The following is a 22,152-nucleotide window of genomic DNA, read 5'->3' as shown; positions in this document are numbered from 1 at the left end:
CCCTTGAGACAATCGCTACGATGAGCGATGATCCACTCATCAGCCTGCCAGCAGCAAGCTGACACTCATCCGGCCCTCTGGGATGAGCCGTGGCCGTCTAAGCTACACCACTCCCTGGGACACGATCCCATCAATAGGGTTGCCGCGGGGATTGCGCTTTGCGAAGGCCTTCGAGCTTGATGGGATGGCATCTCAGGTTGCATCAGATCAACCTCGGATGATGAGTCAATGGTGGTCGAGCAGGAGCTGGAACGCCTCGTTGTCCTGGCCGCCTGCTGGTCACATAGCCGCCTGAAGTTCTATGAACTGCATGTCGCCAAGAGCTCGAAGGTTGCCACAGAAACGGTCGAGCGCATGGCAGAGCTTTGGGAGATTGAGGAAACCGTCCGCGGCCAAAATACTCACGCCCGTGTCGCAGCGCGTCAGGAACGTTCGGCGACTATTGTCCGTGACCTCTTCACACTTTGGCAGGTGACACTGCCGCGGGTCTCGGGAAAATCTAAACTCGCCGAGGCACTTCGGTATGCATCTCGCGCCGCGATGTCTTCGAGCGCTTTCTGACGGACGGCCGCGTCGAGCTCGACTCCAACATTGTTGAGCGGGCAATCAGACCCCAAGCTATCATCAGGAAGAACAGCCTCTTCGCTGGCAGCGATGGTGGCGGCAGGACGTGGGCGACAGTCGCGACGCTGCTGCAAACGGCAAAGATGAAGGCTGTCGATCCCCAAGCTTGGCTCACCCAAACGCTAGAGCGCCTCGCAAACGGATGGCCCAGCAGCGAGATCGACGCTCTCATGACATGAAATTACCAGGCCTAAACGGCCTCAGCTTCCCGCTTACGATCGAACCAAGATCGGATGCGGCTTAAGCACTTGAAAGGACTCGAACTTAGATCAGCGCTTATGAGTCGCTAAGTTGCTGAACATCCAATAAGTTGACCGATTCAGATAACAGGGCGGTGTTGAACCGTTGTTCTGGGGCACTCCCAAGCCACACGGCTTGTTTGAAGCCGGATAAGCAACTTTATCTTAAGTCCTCGCCATCCATTTCGAAACATGGGCTAGCGACTGATTAATGACCTGGTGCATATCGAGGTACTTATAGGTACCGCATCTGCCGATAAAGAACATATGATCATCACCTGCAGCTCGCGCAGCGTAACGCTCATAAAGACTTTCGTGCATGTGATCGCGGTCCATGACTGGGTAGTAGCGCTCAAAATTGTTGTCGCGATAGCAGCATGGCTCCTCGATCGTTCGCAGCACGTGTGAGGTCTCACGCACGTGATGTCCGGGTAACACGTGCCACCAAGTTTCGCGTGAATAGGGATAAGCGTGTGTGTAGTTAATCGTTGCATCCTCCTCTGCGTCTGCGGCGATGTGCTCGCTGAGGTGAAAGCGAATGGAGCGATAAGGCAGTTCGCCGAGGTCGAACTCATAAAATTCGTCTATCGGCATGCTGTTGAAACAAGCATCATAGCCAGCGAGTTTATCCTTGGAAAAGGACGTGCTTAGGCTCACCGAAATGCGGTCGTGATCGAAAATCCTCTCAAACGCTTTAGTATAACCTTCTGCCGGCATTGCCTGAAATGTGTCGGTAAGAAAATAGCGCGGATCTCGATCTGTGCGTATCTGCAGACGACGAACGACTGCCGCATCGATTTCCGAAAGATCCATCTGCCACATCTTTTTCGTATAGGGGCGAAAAAAGAGGTCAGTCAATTTCTTGCCGATTGTGGAATAAAGATGATCTTCGGCGCTTATGACCGGTGATCGAGGAAGTGCGAGCGAGGCGAGATATGACATCACATCTTCTGGTGCATTAAGCTGTGTACCGAAGACGGCATTAATAGTATCGAGGTTTACGGGCAGCGGTACCTTGCGGTCGTTGTCGAGAAGCGCCACAACTCGGTGCTCATAAGGCAGCCACCCGGTGAATTGGGATAGCCACGCGACGACCCGATCGTTGGAAGTATGAAAGAGATGTGGCCCGTACCGGTGAACTCGCACACCACAGTCATGCACATAGTCAAAACAGTTCCCGGCGATATGGTCGCGCTTTTCTATGACATCGACCTCGTGACCGGAAATCGCCAGCTCTCTCGCATAGACCGCACCAGCGAAACCAGCGCCCACAACGAGAAGTTTGGCCACAGCCTTATCCTTTCAGATATGCGTAAAAGACTGGAGGATACCCGCGACCGGCAAAATGACATTTTGGCTTAGAAATCCAGCCTTCACAGCATGTTTGGATGCCGCGAACCATTTGACGGGCTGGGACTTGTTGGTGAAGCGGTATAACAAGTCAAACCAGACCTGACGCGCGAGGCGCAGCCCTTTGAGCTGGAGTCCACCACGGAGGGTTCCGGAAAGGATCCGAATGCGGGGGACGCTGACACCGTTTATACGTGCCCCACGGGCATCGTTGACCCATTCCATCGTAACACCCATCTCGTCCCTGGCGCTATGTCTTTGGGTGTCACGCATGAACTGATGAAGATTGCCACCAACGGGTCTGGTGTGACGCACCGTGATCGTGTCTACGACTGCGACGCCACAGTAGGCGTCGCCTTTGATCTCGCGCACCATCTGAGGCCAGAGAAAATCAAGCCCGAAGCCGCTGGCGGTCTTCTCGATAAACGGAAGCGAGCGAATGAGTACCTCGCGGCTTATGAACGGTACCATCACTTCAACGAAGTTTGTGTACCGAACCTCGAAGCTCGGGTGCTGAAGGGTAATGACATGCGAGTAGTAGGAATGTTCATCCAGGGACGGCTGGTAGACATGATATTCATTCTCTATGCCGAGCGCGAAGAGGCTGTCGATATCTGCCGCAACTGCAACGATGTCATCATCTGGAAGCCAGAAGTAATCATAGCGATCGAGGACTCCGGGAAACTTTTTGAAGAAGCTGAATAGCCCATCCCATTTTCCGCCTTTACAATGATGTACGTAGTCGGCTTCCGGGAATTCTAGCGTTGAGTTGGACCCATAATAGCTGATGCCGACATCGAAGTTTCGTCTACCCGAAACCCAAGTCCGGTGGAGAGTGTTCTCCCCGCAACGGACAACGGCCAGGCCGCGTGGCGACTTTTCGGTAGTTTTCAAGCCGTCCACTTTGCCGCCGGCGGGCATAAACTGACTTCTCATAGTTCACCAAATATCTCCGAAGGCCGCGTCAATTCGCTCCTTGGTCGCCAAAGTAGATGTGAGAGGCTGTTAACCGAGCGACGATATTGACCGGGCACCCACACGCAGCTGGTAAAAAGTAATTAGCGATGTGTCAGGGCCATCGAAAAACCTGACGATTAAATCTCGAGCAACGTTTCAGCAGATCGCTGAAAAAGAGAGATCAGGTTGCCCAGCGGATTGGCGGCTGGGATAGCCACCCACATGATGTGGAGTCCAAGTTCTAATACAGAATACATAATACGCCGCTTACAGCAAGTAATATATCGGGAACATCTCTTCTCGTTGCTCGCATTGAAAATTACAATGCGACTTTATTTGACTTTCCAAATTTCGCGAAACTCCAACATATGGGATCAGTATTGATGACCCCTGAGGTTCGTTAAACAAATCCACTGCGTCATGACCATTGATTCAGTGTCCGAAAGGCCCGGACAAGCCCCACATCAGCAATGTGTAGGAGATGGGGTGGTTGCCGTCCTCCCCCAGCGGCATCGCATGGTGCCGATGGTGCAAACCGCAAAGCAGAGAGGACGGCAGATGGGCGACACAATGATCGGCGTGGACTTGGCAAAGTATGTTTTCCAGCTTCACGGGGCGACGATGACAGGCGAAGTTAATTTCGCAAAAAGCTGGCACGAGGAGAGTTTTTACGCTTCATGGCAGGGCAAGTGCCTGCAGTTGTCGTCATAGTAGCCTGCGGCAGCGCCCATTATTGATTCCGAGAACTCGTCAAGCTGGGCCATGAAGTCAAGTTGATTGCTCCGCAATACGTGCGCCCGTTCGTGAAGCGACAGAAGAACGACGCAGCCGATGCCGTAGCAATCATCATTGCAGCTCGGCAGCCCGAGATGCGTTTTGTCTCTCCCAAGACATCGGATCAGCAGGCTCGCGCGATCTTGTTTCGGGCGCGCGAACGTATTGTCCGTCAACAGACGGAACTGATGAGTGCACTGCGTGCAGTTCTTTAAGAGAAAGGCCTGACAGAAGACCGCACTCGATCACTCGCCAAAAGAGGTCAGAAGCTACTTGCGGAACGGGCGGCAACCTCAGAAGTAATGTTGGTAATGTGACTGGTAGCAATCTTTAAAATGGGAGTTCTTTCGGGTCCGGAACGTCGGTGACTTTAGAACACGGCCGGGACGCTGGCGGTCACCCATGTTGTTGCGGTACGAGCGGGCTCCCGATCCGGCAACCAAGAGAGTTTCTCCGAGCACTTTCGAGGGCCTGCCTTGGTAAACCGCCTTCGTTGGCCAATTAAGCTCTTGAGCGTATACGAACCCGCGACCTATACGCTCTTGAAACAAGCAAGCCGCTGAAATCTTTGAGCCGACGGCAGAGGCATCCTTAGCAACTTTGCCTGAAAGGTTGGCTGCAACTACTCACCACGACCACAGAGTTCTCCTCCTGCAGCCACTAGGTCCTGAACGGTATCAATGTCTTTCAGCGCAGCATTTCCAATATCGATCATCCTGATGGGGACTTTTTGACGTTGAAGCACTTCTTTTGCTCCTTTGTCGCCATCTAGTTTTTGCATCTGCGAAAAAATTGCGGATGGGACGACAACCGGGTGCCCTGGCTTATCACCATCCGCGCCGCGCACGAGCGCATCTTGGCCTGATCGAAAAGCCATCAAGAGTTTGGTGATATGTGCGGTCGTGATCTCCGGCATATCGGCGAGCATAACAAGAACACCATCACAATCCGCAAAGGAGGCATGCCTAAATCCACAGGCTAGCGACGCCCCCATCCCTTCTTCGAAATGCTTGTTGTACGTTGTGGAGAGCGGCAATCCCTTCAAGGCCATTTCGATCTCTGACGATCGGTGTCCGGTCACGACAGTTACAGATCTCAGGTCAGAACGCAGCATCGTCTCCGCGGATTTTCGTACCAGTGGAACTCCTTCGAACTCGGCCAGAAGCTTGTGACAACCTTCCGGCATCCGGCTCGATCGACCCGCTGCTAAAAGTAAACCGCCGACGGTCTTCATCTTCAATTTTCCTTAGCCGCCTGTCACGCTCATATGCCGCGATACCGCCGGCCGGTTATTCCGGTCAATTATAAAATCATGGCCCTGTGGCTTGCGCGCGATCGCCTCGTCTATGGCCGCAGCCAAATGGGCCGGATCGTTGCTTTCGCGAATTACTTCACGCAGGTCGGCGGCATCGTTCTGGCCGAGGCACATGTAAAGCGTGCCGGTGCAGGTGAGACGGACGCGATTGCAGCCCTCGCAGAAATTATGGGTCATCGGCGTGATGAAGCCCATGCGGCCGCCTGTCTCGGCCACTTCGACATAACGGGCTGGGCCACCGGTCTTAAAGGGGATGTCCCTCAAGGAGAATTGTTTCTCGAGATTTTCGCGCAATACCGATAGCGGCAAGTAGCGATCGGTACGATCTTCCTCGATCTCGCCCATCGGCATAGTTTCGATAACGGTGAGATCCATGCCGCGACCATGCGCGAAAAGCAACATGGCGGGGATTTCGTCTTCGTTGAAATCCTTGAGGGCAACGGCGTTGAGTTTGATCTTCAAGCCAGCTTTCTGGGCAGCGTCAATGCCTTCCATGACCTTGGAGAAATTGCCCCAGCGGGTGATTTTCTTGAATTTCTGCGGATCGAGCGTATCGAGTGAGACGTTGATACGGCGCACGCCAGCATCGTACAGTTCCTGCGAGAAGCGGGCGAGCTGCGAGCCATTGGTGGTGAGCGTCAGTTCGTCGAGATGGCCGGTTTCGATATGGCGGCCGATCGAGCGCACCAGATGCATGATGTTCTTGCGCACCAGCGGTTCGCCGCCGGTCAGTCGTAGTTTTCGGACACCCTTGGCCACAAAGGCGGAACATAGCCGGTCGAGTTCCTCCAGCGACAGAATATCCTTTTTCGGCAGAAAGCTCATGTTTTCCGACATGCAATAAGTGCAGCGGAAATCGCAGCGGTCTGTGACGGAGACGCGTAGATAGGTTACGGCCCGACCGAACCTGTCGATCATGTGCGCCTGCTGGTTTTGGGATAGCACCCTGTCCAGTAGCATGGCAGTCATCCAAAGTTCTCCAGTCTTGCAGCGGCAATGTCTGCGAGCACCGAGAGCGCCAAAGAAGCCGAGTCTCGTGTCGGACCAAACAAGCCAATTGGAGCTTTTATTCGATCAAATGCTTCTGAAGATACACCAGTCGATCGCAAGCGATCGATGCGTCGACGGTGCGTCCGGGTGCTACCAAGAGCTCCTATGTAGAACGCAGAGGACGCTAGGGCTTTGGTGAGCCAAACTTCCTCCAGATCCAGATCGTGATGGAGCAGCGCGACAGCGGTGAACGCATCTATATCAATAATCTGCGATGTTGATTTGGAACCAACAACGTCAAACGCATATCCGGACGCTTCTGCCAGCCGGCGGACTGCCTCCGCCTCCCCCGTTTGGCCAGAAATAACCACGCGTGTCTTGGGCCGATAGACCGAGATGAAATCCTCACCGCACCAACCCGATCGCAAGGGAACTTTATCGAGGGGCGCAAGTCTCTGAAGGTCCGGGCTGTAGGCCAACGCCACCGATTTACGACAAGCCAACTCTTTCAAAGCATCGTCCAACACGTCCGTATTGCGCAGGACATGGATGGCTATGGTGATGCCGCCGCCGCAGGGCAGCGTGATGTCGAAGAATGGTGAACCCTCACCAAATTTCACCATCCGGTCCCGGCCATCGGCAATGGCTTGCAATGCCTCGGCCGCCACCGCTGCTTCGACGCAGCCACCTGACACATAACCGCAAAACCGCCCGTCGGACGCAACGGCAACATGCGCTCCGAGAGCACGTGCCGCACCGCCCCGTATCTCAACGAGAGTTGCAAGGGCTGCGCCGCCGTACTGCGCAGCCTCGATAGCAAACCAAAGAATATCAGCAGGGTTGTCTACCGACTTTGCCCGCACCGGGTTAGACATGGTCGTGATTACCGTGTTGCTCAACTTATGTCCTCTGGAGAGTGCGGTGGCCGTGATCGGCCACCGCCTTTGATCAGGCGACGTCCGGCAAATCGCCAATCAGCTTGTCGAGCGTGATCGGGTAATGCCGCACACGCACGCCGGTCGCGTTGTAGATCGCGTTGGCGATCGCCGCTGAGACGCCGCACAGCCCGAGCTCGCCCACGCCCTTCGCCTTCATCGGCGACGAGTATGGATCCGTTTCGTCCATGAAGATGACTTCCTGATGCGGAATGTCCGCATGCACGGGCACCTCGTAACCGGCGAGATCGTGGTTGACAAAGAACCCGCGGCGGGTATCGACCGCCAGTTCTTCCAACAGAGCACCACCGGCACCCATCGTCATCGCGCCGATAACCTGGCTGCGGGCTGTGATCGGATTGAGGATGCGGCCCGCCGCGCAGACGGCAAGCATGCGACGAATACGGGTCTCACCGGTCGCGATATCGACACCAACCTCGACAAAGTGGCCGCCGAAGGTGGACTGCTGGTGCGTTTTGGTGAGATCGCCCCACTCGATCATATCCTCGCCGACAAGACCCTCGTGCCCTGCCGCTTCCGCAAGCGCGACAGCGCGGTTACCGGAACGAACTTCTCCGTTCTCGAACACGACATCCGCGGAGTTGAATCCCAGCTTGCTGGCCACCGCGTCGCGCAGCTTGACGCATGCAGCATAGACGCCCGAAGTGGCGGAGTTCGCCCCGAACTGCCCGCCCGATCCCGCAGAGACAGGAAACCGGGAATCACCGAGTTGAACTGCGACCTTATCCACACCGACGCCCATCATCTCGGCGGCGGTCTGGGCGATGATCGTGTAGCTGCCGGTTCCAATATCGGTCATATCGGTCTCGACGGTGACAATACCCTCCTGATCAAGCCTCACCCGCGCCCCGGACGGCATGACCAGATTATTGCGGAACGCCGCCGCGACACCCACGCCAATCATCCAGTTTCCCTCGCGTCGTGTCGCGGGACGTGTCCGTTTGTCCCATCCGAACTTTTCTGCACCAAGTTTCAGACACCCGATGAGATCGCGATGCGAGAACGGCCTCTCCGGGTTTTCTGGATCGACTTGGGTATCGTTCTTGATGCGGAACTCGATCGGATCCATGCCGAGCTTCTCCGCCATCTCGTCGACTGCGATCTCGAGCGCCATCAGACCCGGTGCTTCGCCGGGGGCGCGCATGGCGTTGCCTTCCGGCAGATCCAGCGTTGCGAGCTTCATGGCGGTCATCCGGTTTTCACCGGCATAGAGCAGACGCGTCTGCATCACCGCCGTCTCCGGCCCACCACCCGGCAGATCGCCTGACCAACTTTCGTGTGCAATTGCCGTGATCGTGCCGTTGCGCTCCGCGCCGATGCGAATGCGTTGTATCGTGGCTGGACGGTGAGTCGTGTTGTTCGAGATCATCGGGCGCGGCAACGCAACCTTGACCGGACGTCCTACCGCTCTGGCCGCGAATGCCGCCAGTATGGGATCGACCCGGAGAAACAGTTTACCTCCGAAGCCCCCACCGATGAAGGGCGACATCAGGTGCACTTTTTCCTTGTCCATGCCGAGCGTGATGGCGAAGTCGGAGCGCCACCAGTCGATCATCTGGCTGGACGTCCATATAGTGACCTCGTCGCCGTCCCACGCGGCAATCGACGCATGGGGCTCCATCATCGCATGCGACTGATCCGGGGTTGTGTATTCCGCATCGAGCGTGACTGCGGCGGAGGAGAAGGCTTTTTGGAAATCCCCGACAGAACTATCCGGCTCAGTCGAAGGATCCGGGGTCTTGGCATTGGCCATCTCGGCCCTGAGGTCGAAAGCGCCCTTCTCGGGCGCATAGTCAACCTTGATCAGCGCGGCTGCCGCCCGCGCCTCCTCGAAGGTTTTGGCCACGACGACGGCGACTGCCTGATGGTAGTGCTGTATCTCGCTGCCACCAAACAGTTTGGCGGTGTTGAACTTGCCTTTCTGTAGATCGCCGACATCGAGCGCGGTGACAACGCCAAGAACGCCGGGCGCCTTCTTTGCGGCGGCACTCTCGATCGATGTGACCTGTCCTTTAGCAATGGCGGAGCCGACGGGATAACCATAGGCATAGCGCAGTTTCGGATCATGCCACTCATAGGCGTACATGGCGCGACCCGTGGTCTTCAACTCGCCGTCGATCCTGTGAATGGGCTTGCCGACGACCTTGAGCTGATCGATCGGATTGGTCGTTGCTGGTTTGTCGAACTGCATGGCTTATCCCCTCGCCTCTGACAGGACGGCGCCTATCGTGCGCTCGGTCAGCCTGATCTTGAACTTGTTCTGCTCGGTCGGCCGCGCATCCGCCAGAAGGGCGGATGCCATGGCGCGCGCGCCCTTCGGGAGTTCGGTCTCGGCGGCTTCTACGCGCCACGGCTTGTGGGCGACGCCGCCGACGGCAACCTTGCCGCTGCCATCGGGCTGGATGACGGCTGCGACCGAGACCAGCGCGAACGCATAGGAGGCGCGGTCACGGACCTTGCGATAGATCTGCTTGCCACCAACCGGAGCCGGCAGAGTGACGCCGGTGATGAACTCGCCCCGCTCCAGCGCCGTTTCGATATGCGGCGTATCGCCTGGCAGGCGGTGGAAATCGGCGATCGGGATCGCGCGCTTGGCGCCATCCGGCTTGACGGTTTCCACCATCGCATCCAGTGCTCGCATCGCCACTGCCATGTCACTCGGGTGGGTGGCGATACAGGCATCGCTCACCCCAACGACGCCGAGCTGGCGGGTGACGCCACCAATGGCGGAACAGCCGCTGCCCGGCTGGCGCTTGTTGCAGGGCTGGTTAGGATCGTAAAAATAGGGACAGCGCGTGCGCTGAAGCAAATTGCCGGCGGTTGTCGCCTTGTTACGCAGCTGACCAGATGCGCCGGCCACCAGCGCGCGGGACAGAAGGGCGTAATCGCGACGTACCGTCTCATCAGCGGCGAGATCAGTGTTGCGCACCAGCGCGCCGATACGCAAGCCGCCATCCTGCGTTTTCTCGATCGAGCCGAGGCTAATGCCATTCACATCAATGAGATGCGACGGCTTCTCGATCTCAAGCTTCATCAGGTCAAGAAGATTTGTACCGCCGGCGATGAACTTTGCATCAGGATTTTGTGCCGCCGCCGTTGCCGCAGCTTCAACTGTAGATGCCCGTTCGTAGGTAAACGCTCTCATGCCCGCACCCCCGCAACCTCGTTGATCGCATCGAGAATGTTGGAATAGGCACCGCATCGACAGATATTGCCGCTCATGCGCTCGCGAATTTCTTCCGAGGTAAGCGCCGCCTGCTGGGTGAGATTTTCGGTGACGTGGCTCGGGATGTTTGCTTTGATCTCCTCGAGCACCGCCACGGAGGAACAGATCTGTCCGGGCGTACAATAGCCGCACTGGAAGCCGTCGTGCTTGACGAAGGCCGCCTGCATCGGGTGCAGATTGCCGGGCTGGCCAAGACCTTCTATGGTGGTGATCTTGTCGCCCTCATGCATGACAGCGAGTGACAGACAGGAATTGATGCGGCGGCCATCGACGATCACCGTGCAAGCGCCGCACTGGCCATGGTCACAGCCCTTTTTCGTTCCTGTTAGATGCAGGTGCTCACGCAAGGCATCGAGCAATGTTGTGCGGTTATCCAAGATCAGACTCTGGGATTCTCCGTTGACCTCAAAGGCGACTTCTGTGATGTTTTGCAAGGTTTTTCCCCTCGTGTCTGCCGCACGGACACCCGTCGCGGCTCCAGCGACCGCTAGTGTTGCGGATGATGACACAAGCAGTTTTCGTCGGGAAAGTTCCAATTGGATTGGTGTTGGCATCTCAACCTCCTGGCTAATGGCTCCGGCACGTCAGTCACAAACCTCGCCGTCGCTTTCCAAATAGAGGCGCGTTCGAACGGGACTACCCCTTCAGATCCGCATGCACCTATTAGCGAAACGCATGAATGCGCTTAGGTCCTGCAGCCCAAGCAGTAAAAGCTGCGGACCGCGAGCTTGTTCCAAGAGCTATGTCGTGCTGGGAGCGCGATTTTTCACGGACATATGCCAGCCGACAAAGCCCTGTGTAACAACATTGGCAAGTCGTTTGAATGTGAAAAGAAACGAACCCTCGACCCGTACCTCGAATTCGCTATGCCTTGATTTGTCTGTTTGACCGTCGATCATCGATCCACTTCATCGTCGGCGTGACGGCAATGCCATGAACGACAATTGACACAACAACGATTAACAGCACGGTCGCCCAGACGGTCTCCGCAGCCTGGAATTCCGCATGCGCAGTCGCATAGGCAAGATAATAGATCGACCCAAGGCCGCGGATGCCGAATACAGCGATTATGATCGCCTCGCCGTGAGGATGTCCTGATCCTATCAAGGATATCCAAACCAACAACGGGCGAACCAGAACTAGCGCAAGGACAGCGACAACGATCACCCGCCAATCGATGTGAGCGAGAAGCTGGCCACTTACTGCAATGGACCCAAGGCAGACGAGGAGTACCATCATCAGCAATCGCTCGATCTGTTCGGCAAAATCATGTAGCTGTTCATGGAAAATACTTTCCCGTTCGCTTGCTCGGAAGGCGACTGCGGCGAGAAAAACGGAGACAAAGCCGTATCCACCGGTAAGTTCGGTTAGACCATATGTCGCGAAGGTCATTCCCAGCGCAACGAAGCCGTCCTGGGTCTTTGCCAGGCTGCTCCCATGCATCTTAAAAGCCAAAAAGCCGAAGAGCTTTCCAAGCGTCCAGCCCATAGCCACTCCGGCTGCCAGCCTCCAGCCTACGTCAACGACAGCCCAATGCTGGTACAGTTCGCGGGCTCCTGCACTCCCAACTGCCATGGCGATCGCCAGGTGTACGAAAGGAAAGCTCAGACCATCGTTCAAACCCGCCTCAGACGTAAGAGCGAACCGGACCTCGTCCTCCTCGCCTGTCTTGGGCGGCCCAACCTGGATATCGCTGGCGAGGACAGGATCAGTTGGCGCTAGCGAGGCACCAAGCAAGAGAGCCGAGGCCGCAGTCAACCCAAGGATCCAATACCCTAAGAATGCGAGTGTAGCGATGGTCAATGGCATGGCGATCCCGAGTAGCCGCCACGTCGTCTCCCACCTCTTCCATCCAATCGGGCGGTCCAGCTTCAGACCGGCGCCCATGAGAGCGACGATGACGACGACCTCCGTCATCCGCTCAGTGAACTCGCGGTTCTCCAACGGATTGAAGCGAGGCAACAGCGGAAAAGGAGACCATGCCAACATCGCGCCAATGGCGAGGCAAGCAATGGGCAGCGATAATGGTAGGCGCCGCATCATCATCGGCAGCCATGCGGTCAGCAGAACGACGAAGCCGAGTATGGTCAGCGTAACAAGGTAGATATCCACGCACGCTCACTTTCTGCGGTGGTCTCAGCGACTCAAACATTTGACCAATCAAGGCCAGGGACTCAAATCCTGCCCGTCAATAGAAGATTCCGAACGTCGTCCACGATTTGATTTGTCGCGCCGAGCGCATCGATCAGTTGCGCCGGCCTGCTGCCCCGCAGTCCCGCGGTGGTAAGCTTTTTGTCCCGGACATAAGTGTAGATACCGCTGACCGCAAAGGCGGCATAGTGGCTAATGTTGGTGCTCTGCCCGGTGAGTGTGCTGCGGAACAAGTCGCCACCGTAGAATGACCTGCGCGCAATCGGGTTTGCGAAGGCGAGTTCGAGAATAGCGATAAGTTGCCGTTCTTCTGTCACCATATGGTCAACGTCAGGTGCGGGCGGCGCGGGTTTGGCGTTATCGTAACGATCAGGCAGGTGCAGGCGAACTTTCAAGACGGCGGTGTCAGATGCCAGCGTCTTTGAGAATGCTCTCATGAATTCCGCAAATGCGGCTGGATTAGACGTTTGAGACCCGAAATGAATGTGCATTCGGTCAAGGCCATCGTCCCCGTTGGGAACGGGATCCGCAACGCGGTCGACAAATGTCTGCGATCCTCCGGGAAGAGAATAAGCCACAGTGGCGGCGAACATGTTCTGCTCGTCGGCAAACAGGATCGAGCATGCTTGGTTAAAAGCCTCTTGCTCGGCCCTCGACTGGAAGCCGATCTCCACACCACCGTCGAGGACGTAGTTCTCGAAAGGCTTGATGCCTTCCACATCAGGCCAAAGATGCGCGTCCTGTTCACGATGGAAATGGTTCTGCACGTACCAACCGAGACCTGGGATACGCGAACACAGAGGTCCATGGACGTCGCGCCAGTAGGTCGCAAAAACCTCGTGCGGCACCCTCGGGCGTCGAAGAACGGTCGTGTAGGAGTTTATCGCGATCGCTTCATCCCGCGCGGCATAATTCTGGTCGGCTGATATGATGGTCAAGTCATGCTCCTGGTTAGTCAGGAGAACATTCGCCGTCTCTCGTTGTTCCGCATCCGCGGTGCAACTACGCGATACAATCCGCAAATTTGCTGTGAAGAAACCGTCTTTGCCTACCTCGGACTTAGTCGACACACACCGACGACCTGAGAGACATAATGCAGTGCCTGCCCCATCATTAAATGACGGCTAAAGGTCATTACCGGGTAGATGATCCTGGAATAAAGCAATGGATTTCCAGTGCTGTCACGAAAGCATCGGCCGACGGTCATGACCAGCTTCCACTTCTTCGACGCGTTCGCCACGCGATATTCCGCGGTATAGGGTAGGCCGACCCTGACGGCTTTGGATATCAAGCTGGAAAGTATTCCCTGATCGGCCACATGGACGCGATCGATATACGATGAGATTGGCAGTCCCTTCATTGTCTGTAGAGGATCAAGACCGACAGAGCCGCAATCGCGGTGTCTCCGTAGAGACGATCGCTGCTGAGGCCCCAAGTGTAAATCCCAGCTTCTGGCTCATCGCCGAGTAGATTGTCGAGATTGATCATTCAGCTACTCCGAGCATCACCACCCTATCATATGTGCTAGACGTATTCGGCAGTCGCGTGTTTTCATAAGACATCATCGGCATCCTTTCCGGCAGTTGTTGACAGAGAGACACAGCGCTCCCGCCAAACTGAAGGAGCAATCTATGGCGCGGTATTTCTTTCACATCATGAATGGCAAGGTCATTGTCGACGAGGTTGGTATGGAGTTGGCTGGAATGGATCAGGTGCGAATAGAAGCCATTCGCTCGGCGGGGCAGATGCTGAGTGATGGACGACACGCCTGGAAAGGCCAGGCATGGCAGATGATTGTCGCCGACGCGGATAACACTATCGTATTCGGAGTGAACTTCTCGGTGGACCGACACGGTCTCTGATCGATGCTGAATCAGCTTCGTTGTGCCGAGGTCCGAAGGTCTTGCGGCCAGCGAAGGTGAAGATAACTAGGATCGAAATCCGAGTAGTCCTTGAGGCGCTGGACGTCGGAGATCACAATTCGTTCGTCTTTCAGGCTCACCAAGCCGGCTTCACGCAGCTCTTTCAAACTTCTGTTCACATGAACGACTGATAATCCCATGGTGTCGCTGAGTTCTGCCTGCGTCAACGGCAGTTCGAACGTGCCGTCATTGGTGAGGCCAACCGCCTTCATTCTTTCATGTAGTTCGCTGAACAGATGCGCTATCCGATGTGGTGCGGATCTTTGCCCCAGGTTGACAAGCCATTCCCGTAACGTGGCCCCGTCCACAAGCGAGCACATCCAAAGCGCTCGCGCGAGTGAAGGACGTCGCTCCGTAAGCTCTAGTATGGTGCCAGGTGACAGCTGGGCCACGCAGCATGGACTAAGCGTTGCGATGGTGTGATCCATCTTCCGTAGAAGTGCGACGTGGAGATCGCAGAAATCGCCTGGGATCAGGTAAGCAAATATCTGCCTTCTGCCGTCGGACGTCATTTTGTAGCGCATGGCGAAACCATCGACGATCACCAGAACGTTTTCCGGGTTATCGCCTTCCCTAATCAAATCCTGGTCCGCGCCAACCAGTCTGGTATGAGCTGAGACAGACGCCAACCATTCTCGATCGTCACTGCGTAGCGGCTCAAAACTGCCGAGCTTGCGGATGAATGCGTTTGGCACAGCTTGCCTTTCATCTGGTCCGTATCGTCGGGATAAAACATCAGAAAACTCGATGGACTATTAACTATGTGAAGGCGGTGGCTGTATTTCCGCCTAATCCTGCAGTTCAGAAGTGGCTTCGGGGACGTAGAGGTCGCTGCGTGCTCTATTAATCGATTGGACCGAGGCATGAGTGAATTCCTGCGAGCAGGTGGCGCAATGGCTCATGCGATCCGCGACCACGCCTGGGCCAAAACAAGCGTTGGTTCGATCAACGAATGGCCATTGGCATTGAAAGCTGTCGTGCAGACGATGCTACACCAACGTCATGCGATCTGCCTGTCCTGGGGGCGCGACCTCAACATCCTGTATAATGATGCATATAAACCCTTTCTCGGGGCAAAGGAACCCGGGGCCCTTGGCAAACCCTTTTCGGTCATTTGGTCGGACGTGTGGGAGCACGTACAAGGGTTCGTCGAGGACGCTCTCTCTGGACGAGGAACCTACATCGAAAACATGCGTCTCATCATGGACCGCAATGGATTTCAGGAGGAAACATTCTGGACATTCTCCTACAGTCCGCTCTTCGATGACGAGAACAATGTCGCCGGCCTCATCGACGTCGCTGTGGACACAACCGCTGTGGTCCGTAGTCTACAGATCCAGGAGGTTCTTCGCCACGAGCTTGTTCATCGCGTTAAGAATTCGATGGCTGTCACCACCGCTGTGGTGAATGCGACCCTCCGGCATGCCGAAACGCTGGAACAGGCTCGCGAGACAATCCATCATCGGATTACCGCTCTTGCCAAGGCACAGAGCATCTTGAACGACGTGCCGATCGACATTGATGTTGAGGACACCGTGCGTCAAAGCATCTCAGCCCACATGGACAATCCGGAACGTTTCCGGATCACCGGGCCGAAACTCCATGTTTCTTCACAGCAGGGCATTGGCCTGTCACTCGCCGTTTACGAACTTGCCACCAACGCCGCGAAATACGGCGCACTCTCCAGCGAGACAGGATCGGTAAGTATCACTTGGAAGACATCCGGGTTACGGGGTTTCGAGTTTGTTTGGCAAGAGGCTGGAGGCCCGCAAGTCCAACCTCCCACGCGAACCGGCTTTGGTTCTCGTCTGACAAACCAGATCGTCGCCTCGTATTTTTCTGGCAAGGGTGAGACGACCTATGCGGCCGACGGCGTGAGGTTTGTCCTGCAAGGGAGCTACCAAACGGAGATCGAGGTTCCAAAACCACAACCCGACCTATCATGGAATACTTGGGAACAGATGCAAAAAAATCTGGCCAGAGTCATTGGATAAAAAAATCACTAGACACAGCGGAAGAGCTCCTAATGCCAGAAGACAAAAAGGATTACACAAGCGATGCCTCGCGAACCGGTTCCCAGATGGCGGATAGCGATCGACAAAAGCTGCTAGAGGACGCCCAACGGGCGCTTTCAGATAATGGAGATTTTCCATCCGGCGGAACCCATTCATGAGCATCGAAGCAAAACCGCGCATCGCTATGGCAATCTTCGTGGCCGTGATTTTCATGGCTGCTATCGCGATTGTCGGCTTTTACCCGGCTTTCTGGACGCCTGGTGACACGTCGCGCCAGTCTTCCCCGCACGCTATCGACAAAACAAACTGACATCTGGGTTCCGATGGAGGCTTGTGCTTGGAGAGCACGTCTCGCCCGACCGGATACGACCCATTGACTAAAGAAAAAGCCCCAGATTATGAACTGACCCCATAAAGTTGGACGGTTGAATCGCTGAAATGATCTGGGGCTAGGTCCTGTATTGCACAGGACTCAGCCCTTTGAGTTACATCCGGATACGATCGTTGTTGTAGTAGTGGATGTAGTCCCCGACGCCCTGACGCAGGCTATCAATGCTGTCGAAGCGGTTGGGATAGAGGAACTCGGACTTGAGCGTGGCGAAGAAGCTCTCCATTGCGGCGTTTTCGTAGCAGTTTTTCTTGCGTGACATGCTTGCTGGGATATTGCGGCTTTCGAGCATCCGGCTCCATTCCGGCATCTGATACTGCCAGCCCTGGTCTGAATGCAGGATCGGCCTGTCCTCGTCATTGAGGCGGCTCACTGCCTTGTCGAGCATATCCTTGACCAGTTTGAAGATGGGTCGCCTCGCGGTCTCGAAGGCGATGATCTCGCCGTTGTGTAGGTCCATGACCGGCGACAGGAACAGCTTTTCGCCGGCGACACTGAACTCGGTGACATCGGTCTCCCACTCCTGGTTCATGCGCTTCACCCAGAACTGACGTTGCAGCAGGTCGGGTGCCACCTAGCCAGCCTGACCCGTGTAGGACCGGTACTCCTTGGGTCGGACCAGCGACTTCAGTCCCATCTCAACCATCAGCCGCTGGACGGTCTTGTGGTTGACCGCGCCTCCACGCCCACGTATCGCCGCCGTCACCCGGCGATAGCCGTAGCGGCACTTGTGTTCGTCGAAGATCGAGCGGATCGTTGACTTCGAAGCCTTATGCCGTTCGCCCGACGACAGCACCTTGAGTTGATAATAGAACGTGCTGCGCGCCACGCCGGAAAGCGCTAGCAGCCCGTCAAGGGGATGGAGCGGCCTTAAGGCCTGGACTGCTTGCGTCCGCTCAGTGCGCGACGCGCCTGCGTTAAGGCCTCCCGTTTTTTTAGGTATGCATTCTCCATCCGCAGATAGGCCAGTTCAGCCAGCAACTCCTCGCGGCTTCTGACTTCATCACTTGGTGGTCCATCCCCGCAGGTGTTCGTAACCGGGGCGGAGCGACAGGTGGTTTGGGCATGGAACGGGACCCGCCTCTTGGACGCGGAGCCAAGGCTTCAAGCCCGCCTCGCTCATATTGCCTCTCCCGGACCGAGAGGCAGCCAACGCTGCGAATGTCGAACAGCGCTGCCGCCTGCCGACGGGACAGGCCATCCTTCCACATCCGTTCGAGGACCGATAGCCTGAACTGAGCATCGTGATGGCTCTGCTTCCGCGATAAGCCAGCCACGCAATTGGCCGCGTGGACCCACCTACGGACCATGGAATAGTCAAAACGCAAACCAACCCCTCGGTAGCTGTGCGTGCCGTCGCAGTGATACGAAACGACCTCCTGCTTGAACGTGCCGCTGTATTTGGACATGCAAAACCCCGAAGTTGGGTGTCCAACTTTCGGGGGTCAGTTCATTCGGCGGGCCTCTGGAGACCTCGCTCATTGTTAGCAGGAAGTTCCTGCCTGACCAGCGCCGGGATTTGTGCTGGTGTTGTTGTTCTGTTCAGACTGTGCCGCGCCCTGCGTACCACCGGGAGCACCACAATTGGTGTTCGAGCTACCCATGTCCTTGCCACCATTGCCGGAATTGCTCATTCCACCAGAATTGTTCGCACCAGAAGAATTGGTGTCGCTGCTGGTCCCACTGCTGTTGCCGCCGCTTCCGCTGTTATTGCCTCCGCTACCATTGTTGCCGCCGCTTGAACTCTGAGCCATCGCTGACGTTGCCAGACCAATAGACAGCGCCGTTACCGCAAGAATTTTCATCATTTTGGTTGTTTCCTTGATACCCTACACAAAGCGAACCTCTGATGCGGAGTAATGTTCCACGCCGTACAGGAACCATCCGCCGTTCGTCGTGTTAGCCTCCGAACAGGAGAACAACATGCGACCACAAGACGAGCCAAGCCTACAAAATCATACCGAGCCGGTAGCGAAGCAGCGGCAGAAAGCGGTTTTCGGCCGCTCTGCGTTGACACTTCTTGCGGTCCTAGCCGTCATCGCCGCTCTCATTTGGATTGGTATCGCGGTCTATGGCATCAGCACAGGCACGTAGGGATGGATAGCGACCTCCCACCTAAAAAGGGGTACGGGCGCGGTTTGGTCGTGCTCGTACTTCTCATACTGCTCCTGATCGCGATCGCCGGATTCTGGATCGTCTTTTTACCTCAAACGACCTGATCCAGGTGCATCAAGCATTTGATTTATACTTGGCCGACTACGGGGCGGTGGGTTTGTTCTGCCGACCAGAAGACTGGGACGCGATTCAACTAGAGACAATCCTGAATGTTTGTACACACCGCTTTTAGGCTCGTCGCGTTGGCGGCTTTCCTTGCTGCCTACATACTGTCGTTTCACCTACCCAATTGGACTAGTTATGAAAACGGCCCAATTGAGATGGCCCAAAACCTTGTTCTTTTGATCGGCGGCCTTCAAGCGATATCCTACGGTACCCAAGCGAAAGAGCCGTGGCGCTATCTATGGTTTGCGGCAGCTCCAGTGTGGTTCATTTGCCTGGGCCGAGAACTCAGTTGGGGAGCTGTTTTTTTGCCGCCGATCAAATTCGCTGCCAGCGGGCCTTTCTACACTAGCGCCGTTTTGCCCTACAAGGCTCTGGTCGCTCCCCTCGTGGGGTTGCTGCTTTTGTTTTCATTCGGGCTCTTTGTTCGGTTTAAACTCTGGACGGTAGGTCTCCTTGCGTCGAAGTCTCGGCAATTACCGGTAATTGAGGTTGCGATGGCTGGCGTAGCGGTTCTGCTCATGACCGCGGCTGAGAACCACATGAATCTTTCGCTAGAGGCCTATCTCGGTTACGGCCAGATATTTGAGGAAACCATAGAGCTTTCAGCCTATCTTTTTCTTCTTGCGGCCCAGCACCGGCTTCGATTAGTAGCCGGGAACAAGTGGTGAGTGAGTTCGAGGGCGTTGAGACTTCAAACATTTCTTTTTTAACCAGTGGAACTCTGGCCATTTTGGTCTGTTAGCGAGTCCCCCACTCGATCATCGAGTGGGTCGTTGCCGAATCAGAGTTGGTTGAAAGGATACTCTCTTGGAATATGAGGCTTCACATGCTTTTCAACCGCTTCAATTGACTCAGTATAATAGTAACCGCGGCAGCATCGTCAGTTCCGTAGAAGACGCCGCCCTAGCGCTCTTGACGGATTGGCCAGGGGATGAGGGTGACCGGTTCTACGAGGCAGTGAAGGCTTGCCTCGATTGCCTTGATCATGTCGTGGAACCAGCATCAGCACGCATAGCTTTCATTCTGGCTGCACAGGAAGCAGGTAACCTCGTCGAATACTAGGTGCGGAGTGTTACACCCATATCAGGGCGGTTAACCTTGGACATTTCTTCCGTAACCCACGGAACTACACCAGTTTGGGCAAGTTACTGATCACTCACCTGGGCCATGGAGACAAGGGCTCGCCATATTACCCGAGCGAGCCTTCGACTCCCGAATTCCGCCTAAATATTTGGGCTGCCGAAACAGCAGGCCCAAGGCTTAACCCCTCTGCGGGAGAGGTCAGCGCTCCGCCCCGCCGTCATCGCTGGCCGCGTTATAGGACGTTGATGATAGGACGTTGATTACATGCTCAAGCGATGGGACGGCTTCACGTCGTTCCTAGACGACGGCCGGATTTGCCTGACGAACAACGCCGCCGAGCGAGCCTTGTGAGGCTTCGCACTCGGCAGGAAGTCCTTGGCTCTTCGCTGGATCAGATCGGGGCACTGACCGGGCCGCACTCGTGGCCACATTGATCATGACAGCAAAGCTCAACGATATCGATCGGTAGGCGTGGCTGTTCCACGTTCTTGCCTGCATCGCTGACACGCCGATCACCAAGATGGAGAAACCGCTACCTTGGAATTGGACGACGGCAGCGCAGACGCTCAAGCAGCATGATCTCTAAATGTCACGTCTCGCTGCTCTACCTCACTGATCCATTCTTGCTGTGAACGCACCAAATCCCTTTTGCTTGGAGATCGTAGGGCGGATTCGCCGCATCGCGGGCAGATATTCGCAATAGAGCCAGTCCTGTAGATTATTGCGCACCTATCATCGCGAGCAGAAAACCATTCTTCTAGCTAATCCATATCGCATTTTGCCCGTTGTCTCCATTCGTCGATAAAAAGTTTAGTCAACGAGAAATCAGTGACCAAGAGGGCGGCCTTCGCCGGATGCTTACGAGGTCCGTTAATGGCTTTGGAAACGGGGGGCTAAGCCCCCCGGTCTTTAGCGTGATGCTTTGTAAAGTTTCTCCGCAATCTCGAACATTTCTTCCGGGGCATAGTCAGGCGTAAACGCCGATGGAACCCCGATTAGCTGCTGGATTTTTCCGCCTTCAGGCATGCCGTCGACGACCTCGAGCTCACCTGGTGGATCCGTAGGCAATGCAACTTCGCCATTACCCCAAATTCCTGACATCTCTTTATAATCGCCTGGGCTGAACGTATAAAGACGGCGGTGAGAACCCTCATCCAAATATTTCTGGCACTCGGGAACTTTATCGAGAGGAATGTTCGGTGTCGGGAGGAATTTCTTGACGTCGACGCCGGTGATCTTTTCAAGCGCCAGTGCGTATGCGTGCGCGTGGACGGAACCACGCACAAGGAGATAGCCGCAGACTTCACGACCGGTCGGATCAGAGAGTGTTTCGTAGACCCGTAGCTTGTGAAGGCGCGCGCCGCATTCGAGGTGAAAGTTGTGCAGGAGGTCGACCACCACGTTGCCCGTGGTTGTGATGAAATCGTTATTCCATGAAACGCCGTTGCTATTGACGGGCATCGCACCGCCGCCACCAGACAGGAACGCCGCAGCGAGGCGAATATCTTTCATCCCTTCCCACGGAGCGCCTGAGATATCGCCTCCATCGCCTTCGTCACCGCCCGGAATGTCTGGACCATTATTGAGCATGGCAACGCCATTGCTAACGAGTTCGACGTGGCCAAGCTCCTCCGCCGTAATGCTGGCGACGAGGCTATAGAATGGCTTGAGCTTTTCCTTGCTGCGGAAATTGAAGCTTTGGAACATGTAGTTTCCAAGCGTCGACATTTCTCCGTACTTCCCGCCGAGAAGCTCCTGCAGAGCGGCGGCGGCATTTGGGTCTGCGCGTTTTGGAGCTGGCAGGTTGGCCTGCAGCTGGTCTACTCTCATGAACATGTGCCGTTCCTTCTTAGTTGGATGACGCCAACGAACAATACGACCT

The 22,152-nt window shown here is 55.8% G+C and carries 22 protein-coding genes, 3 pseudogenes and 1 other annotated feature; of the genes and pseudogenes, 9 read left to right on the top strand and 16 right to left on the bottom strand.

The genetic code is table 11. The features are described from left to right. Positions 1-261 precede the first annotated feature (261 nt). Positions 262-803, top strand: a pseudogene (locus ACI3K0_RS24285) (transposase); the annotation flags it as partial. A gap of 225 nt (positions 804-1,028) precedes the next feature. Here the strand turns inward: ACI3K0_RS24285 and ACI3K0_RS24280 are convergent. Both ACI3K0_RS24280 and ACI3K0_RS24275 read right to left on the bottom strand, forming a co-directional pair. Continuing rightward, on the bottom strand, positions 1,029-2,153 hold the full coding sequence (locus ACI3K0_RS24280) for a UDP-galactopyranose mutase (RefSeq protein WP_206829094.1): 1,125 nt from the start codon (positions 2,151-2,153) through the stop codon (positions 1,029-1,031). A gap of 12 nt (positions 2,154-2,165) precedes the next feature. Beyond that, complete coding sequence (locus ACI3K0_RS24275; protein ID WP_404946394.1) at positions 2,166-3,134, bottom strand: hypothetical protein; 969 nt, start codon at positions 3,132-3,134, stop codon at positions 2,166-2,168. 220 nt (positions 3,135-3,354) lie between these two features. Next, positions 3,355-3,409, bottom strand: a sequence feature (sul1 is cis-regulatory element that is thought to sense ions involved in sulfur or methionine metabolism; They are found in Alphaproteobacteria). Between the two features lie 247 nt (positions 3,410-3,656). On the opposite strand from ACI3K0_RS24275, the gene ACI3K0_RS24270 reads away from it, so the two are divergent. Next, positions 3,657-3,881 (top strand): hypothetical protein, encoded by a 225-nt coding sequence (locus ACI3K0_RS24270; RefSeq protein WP_404946393.1) that lies wholly within the window; start codon positions 3,657-3,659, stop codon positions 3,879-3,881. Positions 3,882-3,961: 80 nt separating this feature from the next. Next, on the top strand, positions 3,962-4,159 hold the full coding sequence (locus tag ACI3K0_RS24265) for a hypothetical protein (RefSeq protein WP_353654282.1): 198 nt from the start codon (positions 3,962-3,964) through the stop codon (positions 4,157-4,159). 407 nt (positions 4,160-4,566) lie between these two features. On the opposite strand, the gene ACI3K0_RS24260 is transcribed toward ACI3K0_RS24265, so the two are convergent. From ACI3K0_RS24260 to ACI3K0_RS24215, 10 genes are all read right to left on the bottom strand, one after another. Further along, positions 4,567-5,178, bottom strand: coding sequence for an NTP transferase domain-containing protein (locus tag ACI3K0_RS24260; protein ID WP_206829092.1), 612 nt, complete (start codon positions 5,176-5,178; stop codon positions 4,567-4,569). Positions 5,179-5,190: 12 nt separating this feature from the next. After that, the gene (moaA, locus tag ACI3K0_RS24255) at positions 5,191-6,228 is read right to left on the bottom strand and encodes a GTP 3',8-cyclase MoaA (RefSeq protein WP_148147869.1); all 1,038 of its coding nucleotides are present in this window, start codon (positions 6,226-6,228) and stop codon (positions 5,191-5,193) included. After that, positions 6,225-7,124: an XdhC family protein gene (locus ACI3K0_RS24250; protein ID WP_404946395.1), complete on the bottom strand. Its 900-nt coding sequence runs from the start codon at positions 7,122-7,124 to the stop codon at positions 6,225-6,227. The genes moaA and ACI3K0_RS24250 overlap by 4 nt, the downstream gene beginning before the upstream one ends. A 73-nt stretch (positions 7,125-7,197) precedes the next feature. Beyond that, positions 7,198-9,396 (bottom strand): aldehyde oxidoreductase molybdenum-binding subunit PaoC, encoded by a 2,199-nt coding sequence (gene paoC / locus ACI3K0_RS24245; RefSeq protein WP_404946392.1) that lies wholly within the window; start codon positions 9,394-9,396, stop codon positions 7,198-7,200. Between the two features lie 3 nt (positions 9,397-9,399). After that, on the bottom strand, positions 9,400-10,350 hold the full coding sequence (locus ACI3K0_RS24240; RefSeq protein ID WP_206829090.1) for a xanthine dehydrogenase family protein subunit M: 951 nt from the start codon (positions 10,348-10,350) through the stop codon (positions 9,400-9,402). Beyond that, a complete protein-coding gene (gene paoA, locus ACI3K0_RS24235; RefSeq protein ID WP_148147872.1) occupies positions 10,347-10,985 on the bottom strand; it encodes an aldehyde dehydrogenase iron-sulfur subunit PaoA in 639 nt (212 codons plus the stop codon). The genes ACI3K0_RS24240 and paoA overlap by 4 nt, the downstream gene beginning before the upstream one ends. A 310-nt stretch (positions 10,986-11,295) precedes the next feature. Continuing rightward, complete coding sequence (locus ACI3K0_RS24230) at positions 11,296-12,543, bottom strand: cation:proton antiporter (protein WP_206829089.1); 1,248 nt, start codon at positions 12,541-12,543, stop codon at positions 11,296-11,298. Positions 12,544-12,605: 62 nt separating this feature from the next. Then, a complete protein-coding gene (locus ACI3K0_RS24225) occupies positions 12,606-13,520 on the bottom strand; it encodes a hypothetical protein (RefSeq protein ID WP_206829088.1) in 915 nt (304 codons plus the stop codon). Between the two features lie 110 nt (positions 13,521-13,630). Beyond that, positions 13,631-13,942, bottom strand: coding sequence for a PAS domain-containing protein (locus tag ACI3K0_RS24220; RefSeq protein WP_206829087.1), 312 nt, complete (start codon positions 13,940-13,942; stop codon positions 13,631-13,633). After that, positions 13,939-14,070 carry a hypothetical protein gene (locus ACI3K0_RS24215; protein WP_286195136.1) on the bottom strand — a complete coding sequence of 44 codons (132 nt, stop codon included), beginning with the start codon at positions 14,068-14,070 and terminating at the stop codon, positions 13,939-13,941. The genes ACI3K0_RS24220 and ACI3K0_RS24215 overlap by 4 nt, the downstream gene beginning before the upstream one ends. Before the next feature lie 143 nt (positions 14,071-14,213). Here ACI3K0_RS24215 and ACI3K0_RS24210 point away from each other — a divergent pair, with 143 nt between their 5' ends. Further along, on the top strand, positions 14,214-14,444 hold the full coding sequence (locus ACI3K0_RS24210; protein ID WP_206829086.1) for a DUF6894 family protein: 231 nt from the start codon (positions 14,214-14,216) through the stop codon (positions 14,442-14,444). Positions 14,445-14,455: 11 nt separating this feature from the next. Here the strand turns inward: ACI3K0_RS24210 and ACI3K0_RS24205 are convergent, their stop codons facing one another. Further along, complete coding sequence (locus tag ACI3K0_RS24205) at positions 14,456-15,199, bottom strand: helix-turn-helix domain-containing protein (protein ID WP_206829085.1); 744 nt, start codon at positions 15,197-15,199, stop codon at positions 14,456-14,458. A gap of 168 nt (positions 15,200-15,367) precedes the next feature. Here ACI3K0_RS24205 and ACI3K0_RS24200 point away from each other — a divergent pair, with 168 nt between their 5' ends. Both ACI3K0_RS24200 and ACI3K0_RS24195 read left to right on the top strand, forming a co-directional pair. Then, positions 15,368-16,498 carry a sensor histidine kinase gene (locus ACI3K0_RS24200; protein ID WP_286195135.1) on the top strand — a complete coding sequence of 377 codons (1,131 nt, stop codon included), beginning with the start codon at positions 15,368-15,370 and terminating at the stop codon, positions 16,496-16,498. Positions 16,499-16,673: 175 nt separating this feature from the next. Next, positions 16,674-16,829 carry a hypothetical protein gene (locus tag ACI3K0_RS24195; protein ID WP_206829084.1) on the top strand — a complete coding sequence of 52 codons (156 nt, stop codon included), beginning with the start codon at positions 16,674-16,676 and terminating at the stop codon, positions 16,827-16,829. A 175-nt stretch (positions 16,830-17,004) separates the two neighbouring features. Here the strand turns inward: ACI3K0_RS24195 and ACI3K0_RS24190 are convergent. Both ACI3K0_RS24190 and ACI3K0_RS24185 read right to left on the bottom strand, forming a co-directional pair. Then, positions 17,005-18,316 (bottom strand): annotated as a pseudogene (locus ACI3K0_RS24190) (IS3 family transposase). 75 nt (positions 18,317-18,391) lie between these two features. Further along, on the bottom strand, positions 18,392-18,715 hold the full coding sequence (locus tag ACI3K0_RS24185; protein ID WP_183687000.1) for an oxidoreductase: 324 nt from the start codon (positions 18,713-18,715) through the stop codon (positions 18,392-18,394). A 516-nt stretch (positions 18,716-19,231) separates the two neighbouring features. Between ACI3K0_RS24185 and ACI3K0_RS24180 the strand changes: the two genes are divergently transcribed. The 3 genes and pseudogenes from ACI3K0_RS24180 to ACI3K0_RS24170 form a co-directional block, all read left to right on the top strand. Further along, positions 19,232-19,855 (top strand): hypothetical protein, encoded by a 624-nt coding sequence (locus tag ACI3K0_RS24180; RefSeq protein WP_148147878.1) that lies wholly within the window; start codon positions 19,232-19,234, stop codon positions 19,853-19,855. 139 nt (positions 19,856-19,994) lie between these two features. Further along, positions 19,995-20,249 carry a DUF982 domain-containing protein gene (locus ACI3K0_RS24175; protein WP_353654279.1) on the top strand — a complete coding sequence of 85 codons (255 nt, stop codon included), beginning with the start codon at positions 19,995-19,997 and terminating at the stop codon, positions 20,247-20,249. Positions 20,250-20,525: 276 nt separating this feature from the next. Beyond that, positions 20,526-20,856: pseudogene (locus tag ACI3K0_RS24170) on the top strand (transposase); the annotation flags it as partial. Between the two features lie 323 nt (positions 20,857-21,179). Here ACI3K0_RS24170 and ACI3K0_RS24165 read toward each other — a convergent pair. Further along, entirely contained in the window at positions 21,180-22,106 is a 927-nt protein-coding gene (locus tag ACI3K0_RS24165; RefSeq protein ID WP_206829083.1) for a manganese catalase family protein, read from the bottom strand. Positions 22,107-22,152 lie beyond the last annotated feature (46 nt).

Source organism: Rhizobium sp. ZW T2_16 (genome assembly GCF_044987325.1).
Classification (GTDB): domain Bacteria; phylum Pseudomonadota; class Alphaproteobacteria; order Rhizobiales; family Rhizobiaceae; genus Neorhizobium; species Neorhizobium cellulosilyticum.
This window is presented reverse-complemented; position numbering and strand designations above follow the sequence as displayed.

Excerpts from the sequence above, each read along its gene's own strand:
- moaA (WP_148147869.1), bottom strand. The coding sequence starts at position 6,228 with ATGACTGCCATGCTACTGGACAGGGTGCTATCCCAAAACCAGCAGGCG.
- ACI3K0_RS24195 (WP_206829084.1), top strand. The coding sequence starts at position 16,674 with ATGAGCATCGAAGCAAAACCGCGCATCGCTATGGCAATCTTCGTGGCC.
- ACI3K0_RS24240 (WP_206829090.1), bottom strand. The coding sequence starts at position 10,350 with ATGAGAGCGTTTACCTACGAACGGGCATCTACAGTTGAAGCTGCGGCA.
- paoA (WP_148147872.1), bottom strand. The coding sequence starts at position 10,985 with ATGCCAACACCAATCCAATTGGAACTTTCCCGACGAAAACTGCTTGTG.
- ACI3K0_RS24275 (WP_404946394.1), bottom strand. The coding sequence starts at position 3,134 with ATGCCCGCCGGCGGCAAAGTGGACGGCTTGAAAACTACCGAAAAGTCG.
- ACI3K0_RS24260 (WP_206829092.1), bottom strand. The coding sequence starts at position 5,178 with ATGAAGACCGTCGGCGGTTTACTTTTAGCAGCGGGTCGATCGAGCCGG.
- ACI3K0_RS24180 (WP_148147878.1), top strand. The coding sequence starts at position 19,232 with ATGTTTGTACACACCGCTTTTAGGCTCGTCGCGTTGGCGGCTTTCCTT.
- ACI3K0_RS24250 (WP_404946395.1), bottom strand. The coding sequence starts at position 7,124 with ATGTCTAACCCGGTGCGGGCAAAGTCGGTAGACAACCCTGCTGATATT.
- ACI3K0_RS24200 (WP_286195135.1), top strand. The coding sequence starts at position 15,368 with ATGAGTGAATTCCTGCGAGCAGGTGGCGCAATGGCTCATGCGATCCGC.
- ACI3K0_RS24215 (WP_286195136.1), bottom strand. The coding sequence starts at position 14,070 with ATGATCAATCTCGACAATCTACTCGGCGATGAGCCAGAAGCTGGGATT.
- ACI3K0_RS24220 (WP_206829087.1), bottom strand. The coding sequence starts at position 13,942 with ATGAAGGGACTGCCAATCTCATCGTATATCGATCGCGTCCATGTGGCC.
- ACI3K0_RS24165 (WP_206829083.1), bottom strand. The coding sequence starts at position 22,106 with ATGTTCATGAGAGTAGACCAGCTGCAGGCCAACCTGCCAGCTCCAAAA.
- ACI3K0_RS24185 (WP_183687000.1), bottom strand. The coding sequence starts at position 18,715 with ATGATGAAAATTCTTGCGGTAACGGCGCTGTCTATTGGTCTGGCAACG.
- paoC (WP_404946392.1), bottom strand. The coding sequence starts at position 9,396 with ATGCAGTTCGACAAACCAGCAACGACCAATCCGATCGATCAGCTCAAG.
- ACI3K0_RS24210 (WP_206829086.1), top strand. The coding sequence starts at position 14,214 with ATGGCGCGGTATTTCTTTCACATCATGAATGGCAAGGTCATTGTCGAC.